General features: G+C 51.8%; 13 protein-coding genes. All 13 read left to right on the forward strand.

The window, feature by feature from the left end:
- The first annotated feature begins 41 nt into the window (after positions 1 to 41).
- The 13 genes from HQN87_RS17740 (at position 42) to HQN87_RS17800 (ending at position 17069) form a co-directional block, all read left to right on the forward strand.
- Positions 42 to 602 (forward strand): hypothetical protein, encoded by a 561-nt coding sequence (locus HQN87_RS17740; protein ID WP_173136135.1) that lies wholly within the window; start codon positions 42 to 44, stop codon positions 600 to 602.
- Between the two features lie 189 nt (positions 603 to 791).
- Positions 792 to 1064: an alpha/beta-type small acid-soluble spore protein gene (locus tag HQN87_RS17745; RefSeq protein WP_173136137.1), complete on the forward strand. Its 273-nt coding sequence runs from the start codon at positions 792 to 794 to the stop codon at positions 1062 to 1064.
- A gap of 206 nt (positions 1065 to 1270) precedes the next feature.
- The gene (gene metK / locus HQN87_RS17750) at positions 1271 to 2473 is read left to right on the forward strand and encodes a methionine adenosyltransferase (RefSeq protein ID WP_173136139.1); all 1203 of its coding nucleotides are present in this window, start codon (positions 1271 to 1273) and stop codon (positions 2471 to 2473) included.
- Between the two features lie 216 nt (positions 2474 to 2689).
- The gene (locus HQN87_RS17755) at positions 2690 to 6721 is read left to right on the forward strand and encodes an Ig-like domain-containing protein (RefSeq protein WP_173136141.1); all 4032 of its coding nucleotides are present in this window, start codon (positions 2690 to 2692) and stop codon (positions 6719 to 6721) included.
- 236 nt (positions 6722 to 6957) lie between these two features.
- On the forward strand, positions 6958 to 9687 hold the full coding sequence (locus HQN87_RS17760; protein ID WP_173136143.1) for a stalk domain-containing protein: 2730 nt from the start codon (positions 6958 to 6960) through the stop codon (positions 9685 to 9687).
- A 57-nt stretch (positions 9688 to 9744) separates the two neighbouring features.
- Positions 9745 to 10902 (forward strand): sensor histidine kinase, encoded by a 1158-nt coding sequence (locus HQN87_RS17765; protein WP_173136388.1) that lies wholly within the window; start codon positions 9745 to 9747, stop codon positions 10900 to 10902.
- Between the two features lie 4 nt (positions 10903 to 10906).
- Entirely contained in the window at positions 10907 to 11629 is a 723-nt protein-coding gene (locus tag HQN87_RS17770; protein ID WP_173136145.1) for a response regulator, read from the forward strand.
- Between the two features lie 286 nt (positions 11630 to 11915).
- Positions 11916 to 12356, forward strand: coding sequence for a hypothetical protein (locus HQN87_RS17775; RefSeq protein WP_173136147.1), 441 nt, complete (start codon positions 11916 to 11918; stop codon positions 12354 to 12356).
- Between the two features lie 109 nt (positions 12357 to 12465).
- Positions 12466 to 14604 (forward strand): helicase-related protein, encoded by a 2139-nt coding sequence (locus HQN87_RS17780; RefSeq protein ID WP_173136149.1) that lies wholly within the window; start codon positions 12466 to 12468, stop codon positions 14602 to 14604.
- A gap of 246 nt (positions 14605 to 14850) precedes the next feature.
- Positions 14851 to 15513, forward strand: coding sequence for a ComF family protein (locus HQN87_RS17785; RefSeq protein WP_254075538.1), 663 nt, complete (start codon positions 14851 to 14853; stop codon positions 15511 to 15513).
- Positions 15514 to 15654: 141 nt separating this feature from the next.
- Positions 15655 to 16062, forward strand: a complete 408-nt coding sequence (locus tag HQN87_RS17790; RefSeq protein ID WP_173136151.1) for a TIGR03826 family flagellar region protein — start codon at positions 15655 to 15657, stop codon at positions 16060 to 16062.
- A gap of 206 nt (positions 16063 to 16268) precedes the next feature.
- Positions 16269 to 16556 (forward strand): flagellar biosynthesis anti-sigma factor FlgM, encoded by a 288-nt coding sequence (gene flgM, locus HQN87_RS17795; RefSeq protein ID WP_173136153.1) that lies wholly within the window; start codon positions 16269 to 16271, stop codon positions 16554 to 16556.
- A gap of 12 nt (positions 16557 to 16568) precedes the next feature.
- Complete coding sequence (locus tag HQN87_RS17800; RefSeq protein WP_173136155.1) at positions 16569 to 17069, forward strand: flagellar protein FlgN; 501 nt, start codon at positions 16569 to 16571, stop codon at positions 17067 to 17069.
- Positions 17070 to 17126 lie beyond the last annotated feature (57 nt).

The following is a 17126-nucleotide window of genomic DNA, read 5'->3' on the forward strand; positions in this document are numbered from 1 at the left end:
TTTTTTATAGCCATTTATCTCAATATGAGGAGGAGATACATTTGAAGACAGCTTGGAAAGTCACGATTTCTGCGGTGTTAGTAGCGGGTAGCCTGTGGGCAGGCACCATGCTTAATATTACGGCCGAAGGCGCCGGTGTTGGATCACAGCCAGGGACTGCCGAAGACCCGGTCGTTACCAAGAGCTATGTGGATCAACAGATTCAGAAAGCTCTGGGCGGGAATATTACTGCACCGACACAAGCTCCAAGTGCGACTGCCACTAATGCACCTGCTGCCACCACTGCTCCGACCAAAGCGCCAACCCCAGGGACTGCTACAGGGAGTGGAGATGCCAGTGAAATCGTTGATGTTAAACCTGGACAAACCCTGATTGCCGGGGCGGGTGCAGAATTTATTGTGCGCGCAGGCAAGGCGGTTATTTATTCTCAGGATGCAAATGGGGTTGCCGATTTGACAGATGGTGTCGATTTGGCGAATGGTGTAGCTGCGCCTACGAATCATCTGTTATCTTTCCCACGGGATGGCCGTGGAATCGCTGTACAGAACGGTCAAACGATGAAAATCGTTGTTATGGTCCGTGGTGCATATACTCTCAAATAAGCTACAACCCGTTTATAAGTACACTTCAATCGACATTTTTCTTTCTATATAAAGAATGCCCTAGATTGGGTCACCCTATACACCGGAACTCATTCCCACAGATGACAAACATTGAGCCGACTCAGGCCTCTGGAATCCGTACACAATACTACCTGTAATCTTAAAAAAATTCACAGGAGGTGCTGTAACATGGCACGCACTAATCGCACAGTGGTACCAGAGAGCCGGGCAATGCTGAAACAAATGCAATATGAGATTGCTTCTGAATTCGGATTATATGGAGCTTCTTACGGTGGTGGGATGGATACGGAGTTTGCGTCTGAACTGGGAACAATAGGTGGAGCTGGAGCACCTGGAGGAACTCCTTATCTGGGACATCTCAGCTCTAGAGACAATGGATCTGTAGGCGGGGAAATTACAAAGAGGTTGATCAAACAGGCCGAGCAATCTCTTTTCACATAACCTGTCTTCAATTGACAGCACCCGGTAAATAAGATAATATGACCTTTGAGGAAGGCCGTAGACCTTTTCCATTTTGGAAAAGGTTCGTTTTTTGAATAAAACAGGCAATCAGCTATTATATTATACTAACTATATTTGGCCTGTTATCTACTAGGGAGCCCCCTTGAATACAGTGTCAGATTCAACAATATGGGAGGTTGTTGTATATGTCGATCAAAGGGCGTCATCTGTTTACTTCTGAGTCCGTAACGGAGGGACACCCCGATAAAATCTGTGATCAGATATCCGACGCGGTACTAGATGCTTTTCTTGCTAACGATCCTAATGCCCGTGTAGCTTGTGAGGTAGCTGTTGCAACAGGTCTCGTGCTTGTAATCGGGGAAATTAGCACCAAGTCTGAATATGTGGATATTCCGGCAATTGTACGTAATACGATTAAGGAAATTGGTTATACCCGTGCCAAATTTGGCTTTGACTGCGATACCTGCGCTGTGCTTAGTTCTTTGAATGAGCAATCGGCGGACATCGCCCAAGGTGTGAATGCTGCTCTGGAGAACCGTGATCCTGCGTTAGTAGCAGAAGAGACGGCTAACATCGGTGCCGGTGACCAAGGTCTGATGTTTGGTTTCGCAACCAATGAGACGCCGGAGCTTATGCCGCTTCCCATTGCTTTATCGCATCGGATTGCGCGCCGCTTGGCTGAGGTCCGTAAAGATGGAACCCTGAAATACCTCCGTCCGGATGGCAAGACTCAAGTTACGATTGAGTATCAGGATGAGAAGCCGGTACGTGTGGATACGATCGTAGTATCTACTCAACATGCCGAAGAAATTACCCTTGAGCAAATTCAGGCAGACATCAAAGAGCATGTCATTCTTCCGGTTGTTCCAGCCGAACTGCTGGATGAAGCCACTAAATATTTCATTAATCCTACTGGACGCTTTGTCATTGGTGGTCCTCAAGGTGATGCCGGACTGACTGGACGCAAGATCATTGTAGATACATATGGCGGTTATGCCCGGCATGGCGGCGGTGCGTTCTCTGGTAAAGATCCGACTAAGGTTGACCGTTCTGCTGCCTATGCTGCACGTTATGTAGCGAAGAATCTGGTAGCTGCCGGCCTTGCCGATAAGTGCGAGATCCAATTGGCTTATGCCATTGGCGTAGCAACCCCTGTATCAATCAATGTGGATACTTATGGAACGGGTAAGATCAGTGAGGAGAAGCTGGTTCAACTGATCAGCGACAACTTTGATCTGCGTCCGGCAGGAATCATCTCCATGTTGGATCTGCGTAAGCCTATCTACAGACAAACAGCAGCTTATGGTCATTTTGGCCGTACAGATGTGGACCTTCCGTGGGAACGCGTGGATAAGGCCGATTTGTTGAAAGCCCAAGCGGGCGTTTAAAAAGAAAATGTTAGCGCAACGAGCTATTATAATCTAAGCAAAGTATGCCCGTATGGCAGTCCTCATGAAGAGGCTGTTATGTGGGCTTTTTTTGTTATGCAGCCCATACCTGTTCACTCAAACGCAATCTTCTAAACTTTGGAAGCCCTTTAGCCGAAATATAACAGTATACAAATCCAAGAAGTGCTGGAAGGGCTGAAAGGAGTTTTATTAAGAATGAAAAAGAAATTAACAATAGGGACGGCGATAATCATTGCAGGCAATCTGCTGCTTGGTCTGGGCAGTCCGGCTATCGGTATACATACATCAGCGGTATACGCCGCTTCGGAGTTCGGAATTACCTTTTCTCCAGCGAATGGGGCTGTCTTTGTAAATGTCGGGGCTTCGCTGGGGCTGAGCTTTGACCGTCAGGTAATCCCGCAAACCGGAAAAATCACGATTACAGACCAGAATGCAGGAACGGTCTTTACGGACATTGCAATTGGCAGCGCCGGATTGATCGGAAATTCAACAAGCTATGAACTCAAATTAGGTGCGAGTCTGAAGTATGCGCCGTATACAACATATAACGTAAGTGTGCCCAAAGGGCTTTTTAAGGACAGTGCAGGCAATGAGTCGGCAGCGGCAAGCTGGAGCTTTACAACCGCCCCGGAGGTTAATCCGGCTATTGTAGCAAGCAGTATGTCGCCTGCAGTCAATTCGAGGGTAGAAGCCGGAGGGTTAACCCAATTGAGTATGCAGCTGTCGGGTATCCTTACAGCCGGGGGAGGCTCCGTCAAGCTGCTCTCTTCCGCGGATAACTCTGTTATTCAGGAGTTTGTGATCAGGGACGGAGAACCTAAGGTAGAACTGAAGAGCAGCGACACCTCCACAGCCGTTACACTGACGCTGGCTAATAAGCTTCCGGCAGGCGGCAATTATTATGTACTAGTCGATGCTTATGCGTTCAGAGACGCGAATAATAAGACCTATCAGGGTATCTCAAGCGGTAGCGGCTGGAGCTTCTCTACGACCGGCAACGGCACGATCTCAGCATCCACAGCCCCGGCTAACGCATCTTTTGGCGCATCGGCCAGCGGGGCGCTTAAGCTGTATTTCGACCGCCCGATGAGTCCGGCCTCCGGTGCTATTTCTGTATCTCCAGGCACACAGGCTGACTCCAGAACGAGATGGCTGAACGTCAACTCAACGAACGTCACCGGTGGAGGAAGCTCCACGATTACATTGTTGCCAGCGTCCGCAGCTTCACCGCTACTAAGCGGTACGTTATATACAGTTACCATCCCACAGGGGGCTTTTTATGATCAGGATGGTCATGTTTTTCCGGCATCAGGCCCGTATTCCTGGACGTTCACCACAGCGTCATTAACAAGTCTGTCTGTAGCTTCATTATCGCCAGCAGACCGCAGCGAGTCGGTTGACATCTCCAGGCCGATTGTACTCAGCTTTAACCGGGAGGCTGTCTATAACAGCACTGTCACAAGCGGGGTTGTTCTATACAAAAGCAATGGATCAACGGTGACGGCGAGCGTACAGCAAGGTGCCTCTGCCAAGGAATTCATCATTAAACCTGCCGCAGCATTGGAATCAGATACGATCTACTATATAGATGTCGCCAAGGGGGCATTCACGGATGCCGCAGACCCCAGTATGCAATATGAGGGATTAAGCGGCACCAAATCCTGGAGCTTCCGCACTGTAGCTATAGATAAAACAGCCCCGTCGCTTACGGGAGCAGGGCTGGAGAACAACCGGACGATCCGCCTGAGGTATAATGAAGCGCTTAATGCTTCTGTGGCTTTGCTGGCCTCCAGCTTTGGGGTAACCGTAAATGAGGAGGCCCGGAACATTGAAAGTGCCTATATTCAAGGAGACAGTGTATATGTAGTAATTAGCACAGGTATTGCTGTAGGCCAGAATGTGAAAATCAGCTATACCGGCGGTGTGCGGACGATTCAGGATACGAGCGGGAATGCTGCCGCTACGTTCTCCGGACAGCAGATAACGAATACTATAGAATCGGCTCTTCCTACGCCCAAAGAAGGCAGAATTACAGGCAGAACAGTGACCTTGACCTTCAATGACTCACTCAAAACGGTGTCTCCTCATGCGTATGATCAGTTCGTAGTTACGACTGACGGTTATTCGCTGGGGGTCAATTCCATCAGCTCCAGCGGCAACACTTTATATTTAACTGTAGGTTCTGAGGTGGGGAATTCGGAGTCGGTACGGGTATCGTACTATGCCGGTTCTTATCCTCTGGTTAGCTCGCTCGGGCAGAATATTGCGAATTTCAATGATTTTAATATCCGCAACACTAGGGATAACGTGCCACCGGTGTTTCAGAATGCGACAGGAGCAGGCAATAAGATAATCCTGAATTATAACGAAGGTCTGTCAACAGTCAATTTGCCGATGAATAGTCAATTCTCAGTGCTGGTTGGAGGCAAACCAAACTATGTTACAAACGTTGCGGTTAATGGTACGCAGGCAACATTGACACTTCAAAGTGCTTTGCCGCTTAGCGGAGCGGTTACGGTATCTTATGTTCCAGGTACTCTTGGACTCAGTGATTTAAATGGAAATCGTGCAGCTTATGTTGATCTTCAGCCGGTATCCGTTACTTCTTCCACGCTAGTATCTGAGATTAGCGCAGCAACGGTGAACGGGAATGAACTTAATGTTACCTTCAATAAGAGCATGCAATCTTCATCGAAATTATTTGTCAATCAGTTTGGAGTGAAGGCGGATGGAAGCAGCATTGGAGTTCAGGATTTCAGCTTGTCGGGAACTCTTTTAAAGATTAATCTCTCACAAGCAGTGACAGCTGGGCAAAAAGTTGACTTGTCTTACCTGTCTGGTGCGGGAATGATTACAGACACGAATGGGAATTCACTTCCCTCGTTCAACTCATTAACAGTTCAGAATCTGACAAATAGCACATCCGAGAATGGAAGCCGTCCATCCTATCTGGGAAGTCTGGCAGCCAGTGAATTTGGTAAGGAGTATCCGTTGCTGAAGAGTGATTCTGCGCTTGCTGTTTCAGATCTGTCTGTCTATAAACAGGCTGTTAAAAGATATGATCTGACCGCAGAGCGTGTGGCCTCCAGTTATCAATATCTGAAGCTTGCGGGTATGAACGAGCTGGCATTTGAGGTTCCTGCTACAGAGAAGTCAGCCTATGTTACGGTGCCTCTAAAACCACTAGCGGATGCAGCCGCAGGCAACAAGAATGCCAAACTGATCATTCGGTTCGGTGACAGTATGTTTGGCGTAAAGCTAAGTGATATAGATATGAATGCACTTGTTGCTGCTTTGGGTTCAGATATTAATAAAGCCTCACTTGTGCTCCGCATGGAGAATGTCCCGGGCGGAACCTTTTATTCCTTTAAACAAAAAATTGAAAGCCAGGCCATGCGTAACGTGACAGGTCTTATGGATTTACGTCTCACCGGCTCTATCAAGGATAACTATTCCAACGCCAAAGAGTTGAATGTAGCAGGAGAATATACCGTTCGCAATGCTGCCGTCCTGAATTTCACGCAAACGATGGCGGCCAGCATAGATTCAACCTACAATGATGCTATTCATTTACCGGCCCAAATGGCTACAGTGGGTAGTAATAGCGTAGTTAGCGCCCGTACAAAAGGGAATCAGGCAGTAGGGGTATTTATATCCTTGCGTACGTTTGCAGATATGGCATCCCATTGGAGTAAAGCAGCAGTAGCAGAACTGGCCGCCAAAAATATCATTGATAGCAGCTATGGAACAACGTTTAAGCCTGACCAGTCCGTTACCCGTTCCGAGTTCGCTGTGATGCTTAGCCGGGGACTGGGTCTGCAGGCAGTCCGCGGCGGAGCTTCACAGTTCAAAGATGTACGTCCTTTTACCCAAACCAGTGATTTCATAGAGGCAGCAGCCAAAGCCGGTATCATCACAGGAAACACAGACGGGACCTTCCGTGCAGAGGATAAGATCACACGTGAGCAAATGGCCATTATGATGGTGAGGGCCCTGGAGTATACGGGGCAACCCGTAACACTGAGTGCATCGGTGATGGATACGCTCAGCCCGTTCAAGGACCGGTCGAAAATTCTGAGTCAGAGTATCGAATTTGTAGCCAAAGCGGTCAAAGCGGGGATTATACAGGGAGTCAGCACCACGCAATTCCAGCCGCAAGGCAATGCTACCAGAGGGCAGGCGGCAGTGATGCTTCAGCGGATGCTGAAGACGGCAGGCTATTTGTAAGTGAATGTTTATCCATTAATGAAGCATCCGGCTCAATGAGCCGGGTGCTTTTTGGTGTGCTGTTACAGCTCCAGGATGGCTCCGCTCAGCCGGTAAAACCTGCTAGTTCTCGCCAATTTTCGCAACTTTTCGCTCCGGATTCAGTCTATTAAAGGTATAGTCTATTACTAGGAACTAATAACGGGAACTTGATAGCAAGGCAGAAGAGTACAAATAGATGGGAGAGTTACACTGAAATGAAAGAGCTTGTCATGGGGAAAAAGGGTAAAGAGCAAACACGGGGAAATCAATGGCCGCCTGCTAAAAAATGGATTGCAGCATCGTTAGCAGGTGTAATCTGGATCATGCCGGTTGTCGGAAGTGAAGGTGCCGGATGGCTCGGTGCCGGTTCTGCGCCGGTAGCACAAGCAGCATCATCCTTCTCGGCGACAAAGCTGGGGGAAGAGGTCATTACTTCCGGTGCGATGATGATGAAATATAAATTCAAGACGGTACGCTCCGGTAAAACTGCCACAGGGCTGGCAAGCGTCATTCGTGTGGATCTGAATAATCCGTATGTCTCTGTAGATGTAATGAGCGGCAAAGCCGGTAGTCTGAATACGAAGCAGAGCACCGGAGGTATGGCTAAGGAAACCGGGGCCGTCGCGGGGGTTAATGGCGATTACTTCAATACCAGCGGAGAAGGGGCGCCGATCGGCGGCCAGGTATCTGGCGGCGTGGTGGTATCTACACCTTCACAGTTGAACGGGATGTATGCTTTTGCGGTAACCAAAGACCGTAAACCGGTCATTGATGAATATACGTTCGAGGGGATGCTGACGGCAGAGGACGGCTCCCAGTTTCCGTTGTCAGGGGTGAACAAAGGGGCCTACAATCCTGAAGGCGGCAGTTCAACGTACAGCCATGCCAATGCAGCCTATATCTATACGGATGCTTGGACAGCACTCGAGCGGCCTAAGAACAGCTCTACTACACCGACAGAGGTGCTGGTAGAGAATGATGTGATTACCCAGATCTCCCTGGATTCGGCTCTGCCGGTAAAGGTGCCCAAGGGGGCTTATATTCTGCGGACTCACGGGCTGGCTGCCCAATTTGTAAAAGCACATCTGGTTGTAGGCCAGAAGCTAAGCAGCGCCTATATGCTCAAGTCCAAAACCACACAGCAGGAGCTTGATCCTTCCACGCTGCAGATGATGATCGGGGGACATACCATTCTGGTGAATAACGGCAAGGCGTCGTCGTTCTCCCGTTCTACAAACAGCATTGGCGGGTACCGTGCGCGTACAGCGCTGGGGTATTCGCAGGATGGAAGATATGTATATGTCATTGCCGCAGAGAAGAATAGCAACAGTGCCGGACTGTCTCTGACAGAGCTGCAATCCTTCATGACGAGTATCGGGGTGTGGAAGGGGATGAATCTGGACGGAGGGGGCTCTACAACGATGGTAGACCGCCCGCTGGCCGAGACCGCGACTACACTTACCTTCAATACAGAATACGGCAAAGAGCAGCGTAGCGTCGTTAACGGGGTGGGTGTATATACTTCTGCTCCGCAAGGTGAAGTGAAAGGGATCAAGATCAGCGGCAGTACGGTATTATTGATCGGACAAAAGGCCTCTTATTCTCTAAAAGGGTATGATACGTACTACAATCCGGTGGATGTAGCTGCATCCAACCCTGTCTGGAGCGCAAGCGGCGGCAGTGTCACTGTGAACGCAGGTGAAGCAACCGCGGTCAAGCCGGGAACGGTCAACTTGAAGGCTGCCAGCGGAACAGCGAGCGCAGAGACCAAGGTGACCGTTCTGGGCGGAGATGATCTGTCCAACCTGGTCGCAGGTGTGACCTCTGCACCACTTCAGGCGGGAGCCTCCGTATCTGTTCCAGTTAGTGCAGTATCGAAGAGCGGAGCAACGATAGCGGTTCCGGCAGGAGCACTGAAGTGGGAGTTCATCGGCTTCACAGGAAGCGTTGGCGACGGCAAGCTTAAGGTTGAGGCCGTTGATCCAGGCGTAACTACCGGGTATGCGATTGCCCGTTATGACGGCTTCAGTACGGCTGTGGTATTGTCGGCAACGGCGGCTACGGCGTGGGAGGATTTTGAGAATACGAATTATCCGTTTGCATTCACTACGAATGCGGCAGGTGTTACAGGATCAGCAGCAGTAGTTCCCGGCAGCGCCGAGCGGGCAGGCTCGAAGGTATTGTCGCTGAGCTATGACATGACGGCTGGCACCGGCAAAATGTATGCGTACGCCCAGTTCAATGGGACAGCAGGCAAAAGTATTCCGGCAACAGCCACCTCAATGTCAGTGGATGTAATGGGGGATATGAGCCTGAACTGGCTGCGTGCCGAGGTAACGGATGCAAACGGAGCGACGGCATATATAGATTTGGCCAAGGTTATTGACTGGAATGGCTGGAAGACGCTGAATATTGATCTGTCCGGCTCAGGGATTAAATTCCCGGCTTCCCTTAAGAGGCTGTACGTGGTAAATGTAGAAGAAGGCCAGGATGAGCGGGCCAAGACGGGGACCGTTGCCTTTGATAATATGTCCTTTGTAATGCCGTCGCTCTCCAGTGAGGCAGGACTGCCTAAAGGAACAGCAGCGATGAGCATTGGCGGCAAGGCGATGACAGTTAACGGCACCAAGCAGCCGATTGACGTAGCACCTATTGTGAAGGATGGCAGTACGTATGTGCCGATCAAATATGTCCTGGATGCTTTTGGCGGCAATGCTGTCTGGGATGCGAAGACCAAGAAAATCATGGTCCTTCGCGGTGCCAAAGCGCTGGATCTGACCGTGAACAAGAAGGAATTCATCCTGAACGGGAAACGCCAGAGTGCTGAAGTAGCGCCAATCATTCTGAATGCCAGGACTTTAGTACCGCTTAGACTCGTGACAGAACAGCTTGGACTCACTGTAAAATGGGAACAGATCACTAAGACCGTAACTATCGAATCGTGATATGTTAGTATAAAGGAAAGCCTTTAATACGATTCGATAGAAATGGGGCAAGCATCCGTGGAATTTCAAGCCGATGCGATAGATCGCGTTATTAAAAATACCATCGACGTGATGGAGAGCAGCAAGTATCAGATTTTTGAAATATTGCAGGTTGCACGTGATGAGCTTGCTGCACTCAACAAAGAACTGCAGCGGGTTATGGAAGAAACGGATGAAACATTGCAAAAGGTAGACAAGCTGGAGCAGCAGTACCACCGCTCCCGGATCCGGCTGACGGAGGTCAGCCGGGATTTCGTCCGCTACACGGAGAAGGATATCCGGATAGCTTATGAGAAAGCGACGGAGCTGCAGCTTGAGCTTATGATGACAAGGGAGAGGGAGGTCTATCTGCGGAGCAGACGCGATGAACTGCAAATGCGGGTTCGCAGTGTCGAAAATTCTGTTGAACGTGCCGAGTCGATTGGTTCGCAAATGAGCGTTGTCCTGGAATATCTGTCCGGAGAACTAGGCCAAGTGACGCGAATTGTCGAATCCGCGAAGAACCGGCAGATGATAGGACTCAAAATAATCCTGGCTCAGGAAGAGGAACGGAAGAGAATTGCCCGGGAAATTCATGACGGTCCCGCTCAAATGCTGGCGAATCTAGTCCTAAGGACGGAAATTGTAGAAAGAATGCTGGTAAAGCAGGAATTTGGGCTGGTACAAGCCGAAGTAATAGATTTAAAGGGGCAGGTAAGATACAGCCTGGAAGAAATGCGTAAGGTTATTTTCAACCTGCGTCCGATGGCGCTTGATGATTTGGGGCTGATTCCGACTCTGCGGAAGTACGTGCATGATTATGAGGAGAAGACGAAGATCCGCACCTCTTTTGAAACCAGGGGGAAGGAGCACCGCTTGTCCTCAGCTATGGAAGCGGCGGTATACCGGCTGGTGCAGGAAGCTCTGTCCAATGCGGCGAAGCATGCTTATCCCAGCTATGTACTCGTGGAGATTACTTATCAGGCCCAATTGATTAAGATCGTCGTGAAAGACAATGGATTAGGCTTCAATGTAAAGAAGATCAGTGAACAAGCCAACCGGGAAAGCTTCGGTCTGGTGGGAATGCGTGAACGCGTGGAATTGCTGGAGGGAAGAATGGAAATACAATCAGCCGAGAACCAGGGCACAACAATCGTAATTCACATTCCGACGAATGTGGAAAAGGGGAAGGAGTAATGTGATGGAGAACCAAAACTCTGGCAAATCGCCCATAAAAGTTCTTTTGGCCGATGATCATCAATTGTTTCGTGAAGGGCTTAAACGTATTTTGAATATGGAGGATGATATCGAGGTCATTGGCGAATGCGGTGACGGCATCCAGGTGCTTGAATTCTGCAACGGCACCAAGCCTGATATCGTGCTGATGGATATCAATATGCCCATTGAGAACGGCGTGGAGGCTACGCAGAAGCTTCGGGAGATGTTCCCGGATGTCAAAGTGATTATCCTCTCGATCCATGATGATGAAAGCTATGTATTCGAGACGCTGCGCAAGGGGGCCAACGGATATCTGCTTAAGGATATGGAAGCCGAGTCGTTGATTAATGCGATCCGTTCCGTATGCGAGGGTCATGCCTTCATTCATCCGAAGGTGACCGGCAAGCTGATTAATCAGCTGCGGCGCATGACTTATCTTAACGAGACCGGGGCTATTGCCGAGACTGCCGTGAAGGAAGCGGGCGTGAAGTTCGTCGCAGGCGACAACAATCCGCTGACCCGCCGCGAAGCAGAGGTTCTGCGGCTGATGGCAGAGGGCAAGAGCAACAAGATGATCGGGGAATATCTTTTTATCAGTGAGAAGACGGTCAAAAACCATGTCAGCAGTATTCTTCAAAAGATGGAAGTGGATGACCGGACGCAGGCTGTAATTAATTCTATCAAATATGGCTGGGTAACATTATAGCTTCCCGCATAAACTTTTAACTGAGCGTTTTGGAGAATCCTAATGATCCTTGTAAAACGGTACATAACTTGTTTGCAGCCGGATGCTGCAGCCATAGTATTGTTTCAGTCCGCACTATATTCGAATTTTGCAAAATGCTGATTTAAATACGTACCCGAAGTAGATTGTGTAATTTGTGTCCCTGCGGAGAGTGTTCCGGTTGGAGGTATTTGTTCCAGCACAATAGGCAGTCACCGTCCTTTTATTCCCGGCATATAGTGTGGGTATAAGAGGGAGGTGCATCTCCATGATCGCCCAGTTAATCTGGATTATGTGTATTTATGCATCCGCAGCAGCCCTTGTTCAACTCCTGCATCATCGGGAAGAGACCCGGGCAGCAGCACGGACTGGAAAGCGGCTTCACTATATTCTGATTACCCGTAATCATGAGGCCGTGGTGGAGTGGTATCTCCGGGTCCTTGCTGTTCATGCGCTCTGGATTGGCAGGCCCCTGTATGTGACTGTGCTGGATGACGGTTCAGAGGACGGGACGCTGGCGATAGCCTCACGGATGGCCTATCACAGCTCTTCTATTGAGTGTGAGTGCGCTTCGGCTATCCCGCTGTACAGTCTTACGGGCGGGAATGAACGCGGGCAGGGAGTTACAGTGGATCTGCGGGTTCAGGAACCGCTGCTGCCGCTGCGGATCATGCGGTTGCCGGGAAGCAGAGTGAAGCAAGGCGAATGACAATTGAAGATGCAAGTCACGGGTGAAGCACACTCTCCAGGAATGGGGCAGTGTGTTTTTTTGTCGTGTGGTGCGTTGTGGGTAGGGAAGTAACCGGCAATGAAAGGATATGCTGCAAAAGAAACGCAGGTTCAAGGCGAATCAAAGTCAGGAGGCGGATGGGTTGAAGGTGGCTGTCTATGTGGTGGAGCAGGGTGGGGACTGGGAGGCCAGAATTTCTCTGAATATGGCTGTGGATCAATTATGGTGGACTGGGAGAGAGACAAACGTGCCGGGCTGGAACCGACAGCCTGCTGACCGGATCGTGCTGCTCTCCCGGTCGCTGCCGCTGGGCTGGGCGGTGAAGCTGGCTACAGCCTGCCGGTTCACAGGCAAGATGCAGCATTGGGATGAAGCGGCTTGGAGCAGAGGGGCCGCAGCGCTCTTGAAGGCTGAGATTCGTGCAGAGCAGGCTGCCGGAGGCGGGCGGGGCAGGGACTGGCCTTTTGAGGAGGTGGAGATGTATAGGCTTGTGGGGGCGAAGGGGTACGGCGGCGGTGAAGAAGGGAGTGTTGATTGGGGGGATGGGCGGAGTGAGTGGACGGGCGAGTGGATGAATGAGCATGGGAATGAGCGGACGAATGCGCGAGTGGATAGGCGGATAAGCGAGAAAGCGGATGAACGAGTGAATGGGCGGAGGAATGAGCGTGAGAGTGAGTGGACGGGCGGGCGGATGTATGGGCATGGGAATGAGCGGACGAATGCGCGAGTGGATAGGCGGGAGGAGCTTGCAGCGGGTGCAGACCGACTGGCGGAGGCGCTCGCCGGGCGTTCTTTGCTTCAGGGTGAAGCCGAGGCGCTGGTGGCCGAGCAGCTCCCGGAGCTGGCGGGCAATTGGCTGGCTGCGGCACAGCTCGCCTACCTGCAGGGGCGGCTGCGACTGGAGGCCGCAGTCTGCGGCACTGCGGGCGCCGCGCTGGGCCTACGCCGCCGCGAAGTGCTGCGCTGCCTGCGCTGCGGCAGCGTCCCCACGGGCCGCACGGCCTGCGCCGCGTGCGGCCTTGCCGGCTGCGCCTATTGCGAGGCCTGCCTCGCACTCGGGCGCAGCCGGGCTTGCGCGCTGCTGCTGCGCAGTGCGCCGCTGCCGGCCGTGCGCTGCACGGCCGGTGTGGCCCCCACCGTGACGGCACGCCGGTGGGGGCTTAGCGCAGCGCAGGCGGCAGCCGCCGCCGCTGCGCTGGGGTTCCTGGCGGAGCCGCGTAAGCGCTCCGCCGCAGGCGGCCCAGAGCGATTCCTGCTCTGGGCGGTGACGGGCGCGGGAAAGACGGAGATTACTTTCCCGCTTCTGGAGGCGGCGCTCGCTGCCGGAGGCCGGGCGCTGATTGCGACGCCGCGGCGCGACGTCGTGCTGGAGCTGGCGCCGCGCCTGGCGAAGGCGTTCCCGGCGGATGTCCCCGCCGTGCTGTACGGAGGCAGCGAGGACCGCTGGAGCCGGAGCCGCATCACGCTGGCGACCACCCACCAGCTGCTGCGGTTCAATCAGGCCTTCGATCTGGTCATTATCGACGAGATTGATGCGTTTCCCTATCATAACGATCCCATGCTGGCTTATGCCGCCAGGCAGGTCTGTAAGCCCGAGGGGGCATTCATCTATCTCTCGGCAACGCCACCTGTAGAGCTGCAACGCCTCGCCCGCTTCGGCAGACTGCCTCATGCGAGAGTGCCTGTCCGCTTTCACGGCTACCCCTTGCCGGTCCCGCGTCATGTACAGATGCAGCCGCTCAATCGTTGCCTGAAGCAGGGTAGGCTCCCTAAACGTCTGCTCCAGGCCTTACAGCATTCCATTGACCGCAAGGCGCAGATTTTCCTTTTTGTCTCGCGGATCGCCCATATTGATGGACTGCTGCTGCTTCTGCGGCGGATGTACCCCAACCTTACTATAGAGGGCACCTCATCCAAAGATCCTGCCAGGGCCGGGAAGGTGCTGGAATTCCGCGAGGGTACCATTTCCCTGCTGGTTACGACTACCATTCTGGAGCGCGGAGTTACAGTGCCGCACAGTGATGTGTTTATTCTGGATGCGGACAGCGGGCTGTTTGATGAAGCGGCTTTGGTGCAGATGGCGGGCCGCGCGGGGCGTTCCAAAGACGATCCAGCAGGCAACGTCATCTTCGCCTCGGCAGAGTGGAGCCGGTCGCAGCGCGCCGCCATCTCCCAGATCCGCAGGATGAATGCCATGGCCCGCAGGCAGGGATATTTTAAATCTTAATAGTACACTCCCTTTTGAAGGAGGATGATGATGAATCCCCTGATGTCATGGGTGAAACAAGCCCGTTCGCTGGTCGCTCCTGCGCTGCCGCAATGTCTTTTCTGTGGCCGACAAGCGCGTTCCTCCCCGGATATGCCAGGAATTTGCCTGAGTTGCTATAGTCGGATTCCATGGATTCGCCGTCCCCGTTGCCAGACCTGCGGGCGCCATGTGGGCTGTCCCGATTGCAGCCGTAGCCGCGGACCCGTGCCGATCCGGTGCAACCGCAGCGCAGTCGCCTACACCAGAGAGATGCGCGAGATTCTCGGCCAATACAAATATAGAGGGAATGAGCGTCTTACGCCCCTGCTGGGCCAGATGCTGGACAAGGCGTATGCCCTGCTGCAAAAAGAACAGAGTGACCGGCAACGTACCGGAGGCACTCTGCAAACCCATTTTTTCTGCAAACCGATAATGGCATTGAAGTCCAATCTTAGCCGCTCCAATCTGTGGCAAGCCGATCTGCTGGTCCCTGTGCCTGTGAGTACGGTCCGTCTGCTGGAGAGAGGGTTCAATCAGGCAGAGCAACTGGCTGAGGTATTATGCCGGCGCAGAGACCTGCTTCAGCTCCCCCTGCTGGTCCGTACCCGCCATACCGCCAAGCAGAGCTTCAAAAGCAGAAGCGAACGGCTGGCCGATATGAAGCACGCTTTTACCGGAAATATGGATGCGGCGGTTCTGCACAGACTTCGCGAACAACTGGATGCTACAGCATTTCGGGGTCAGCAGCGTCCACTGCGAATCATCATTATCGACGATATCTATACTACGGGAAGTACGATCCGCGCCTGCGCCGACGCCCTTCATAGCCTCTGCGAGAGTATGGGCTGCACTGCGGAGATCTACTCGTTGACCTGGGCGCGTTCCTAGCGACTGCCGCAGCTCCAGAATTCAATAAAAGCCCCTCCCCAACCGATACTAAGCATAGACGGATATTCAGCTATCATGTATCTTATTAGCATAAGTTATTTATGAGCTGTAGAGAATGAAGGGAAGGGAGCCGCGGTAGAAATGAATGTAGATAATTGTCCAAGATGCGGCCGGTTATACGTGAAGAACCTGATGAACCTGTGCCAGCCCTGTATCAAAGATTTAGAGCGCGAATATGAAATCTGTGTAGAATACCTGCGCAAAAATAGAGGCACCAACATCCAGGAACTGTCCGATGCCACCGATATTTCCATTAAGGAAATTACCCGTTTTATTCGGGAGGGACGGATTTCCATAGCCAACGCACCGAATATGATGTACCCTTGCGAAGTATGCGGAACCCTGATCCGGGATGGGCATATGTGCGACAACTGCCGCAGCCGTCTGACCAAAGAACTGGCCGATGCAGCCAAGGATAGTGTGGACAAAAGCGCGCCCAAGAAGACCACGGATGCCGCTTACCGCGCTGTGGACAAGTTCCGCAACTAAACTATTCTGCAAAAAAAACGCTTGCAGCTATAAAGTATGTTTCAACAAAGGCCGATAAACTTAGTAAAGATTATCGGCTTTTTTATAAAAGATAAGAATGTATTGCTTCGCGCAATACAGATTCCTTATCTTTCTCGCTGATACGGATGCCGTCCAGCTTAAGGCCGGCAGAGCCGTCTCCACTTGATCAGAAGGAAGGTGAAGTTATGAAAATTAACGAGACCGGACGAATTAATGCGATGAATCCCTACCAACGAAGTACGGAATCGCAAAGGCAGGAACAGATGAAGAAAAGTACGCGCAAGGATGAGGTATCGATTTCGGATGAAGCCATCAAGCTCCTCCAGGCACAGAACAGCGGCAAGATTGACACCGAACGTGCGAACAAGATCGAGAGCCTGAAACAGCAAGTATCCGCAGGTACCTACCAGGTTGACGCAGCCAAGCTCGCTGAGACACTCGCCCCCTACTTTAAGCAATCCTCCGAGAATTAGGTGAACACACCCATGGCACTTACAACATTATTAGAATTGCTGGAGCGGCTGGACGAAGCGCATATACAGATGCTGGATCTGGCCGCTGTGAAGAAACAGACTATTATGGACAACAAGGTGGAGGGTCTCATTGACATCCTGAACCGTGAGTCCAAGCTGATGAAGGTGATCGGACAGCTCGAAGAGCAGCGTGCAGAGGCGGCATTCGTGTTTCTGCAGGGGGTTGGAATCCGTTCCAATCTGAATCTGAATCTAACCGAGCTGTCCCGCCTTGTATTTGATCCCGATGACAAATCGCGCCTGCTGCATATTCAGCAGAAGCTTTCCGGCACATTGCAGCAATTAAAAAAGGCCAATGAGCTGAACCAGAAGCTGATTGAGCAGTCGCTTACCTTTATAGATTATTCCCTGGATTTGCTTGTCGGAAGACCAAATCAGGAAATGACATACCATCATCCGTCCGACAAGGGCAGTAGTGTGACTCGGCCGGGGCTTTTTGATGCCCGTGGATAACTAGCTTATCCGCACAGCCCTGTTCACCGCAGCAATCACAAGGGAGGAACAAGTAGC

The sequence above is a fragment of the Paenibacillus tritici genome (assembly GCF_013204885.1).
Lineage (GTDB): Bacteria > Bacillota > Bacilli > Paenibacillales > Paenibacillaceae > Paenibacillus_AQ > Paenibacillus_AQ tritici.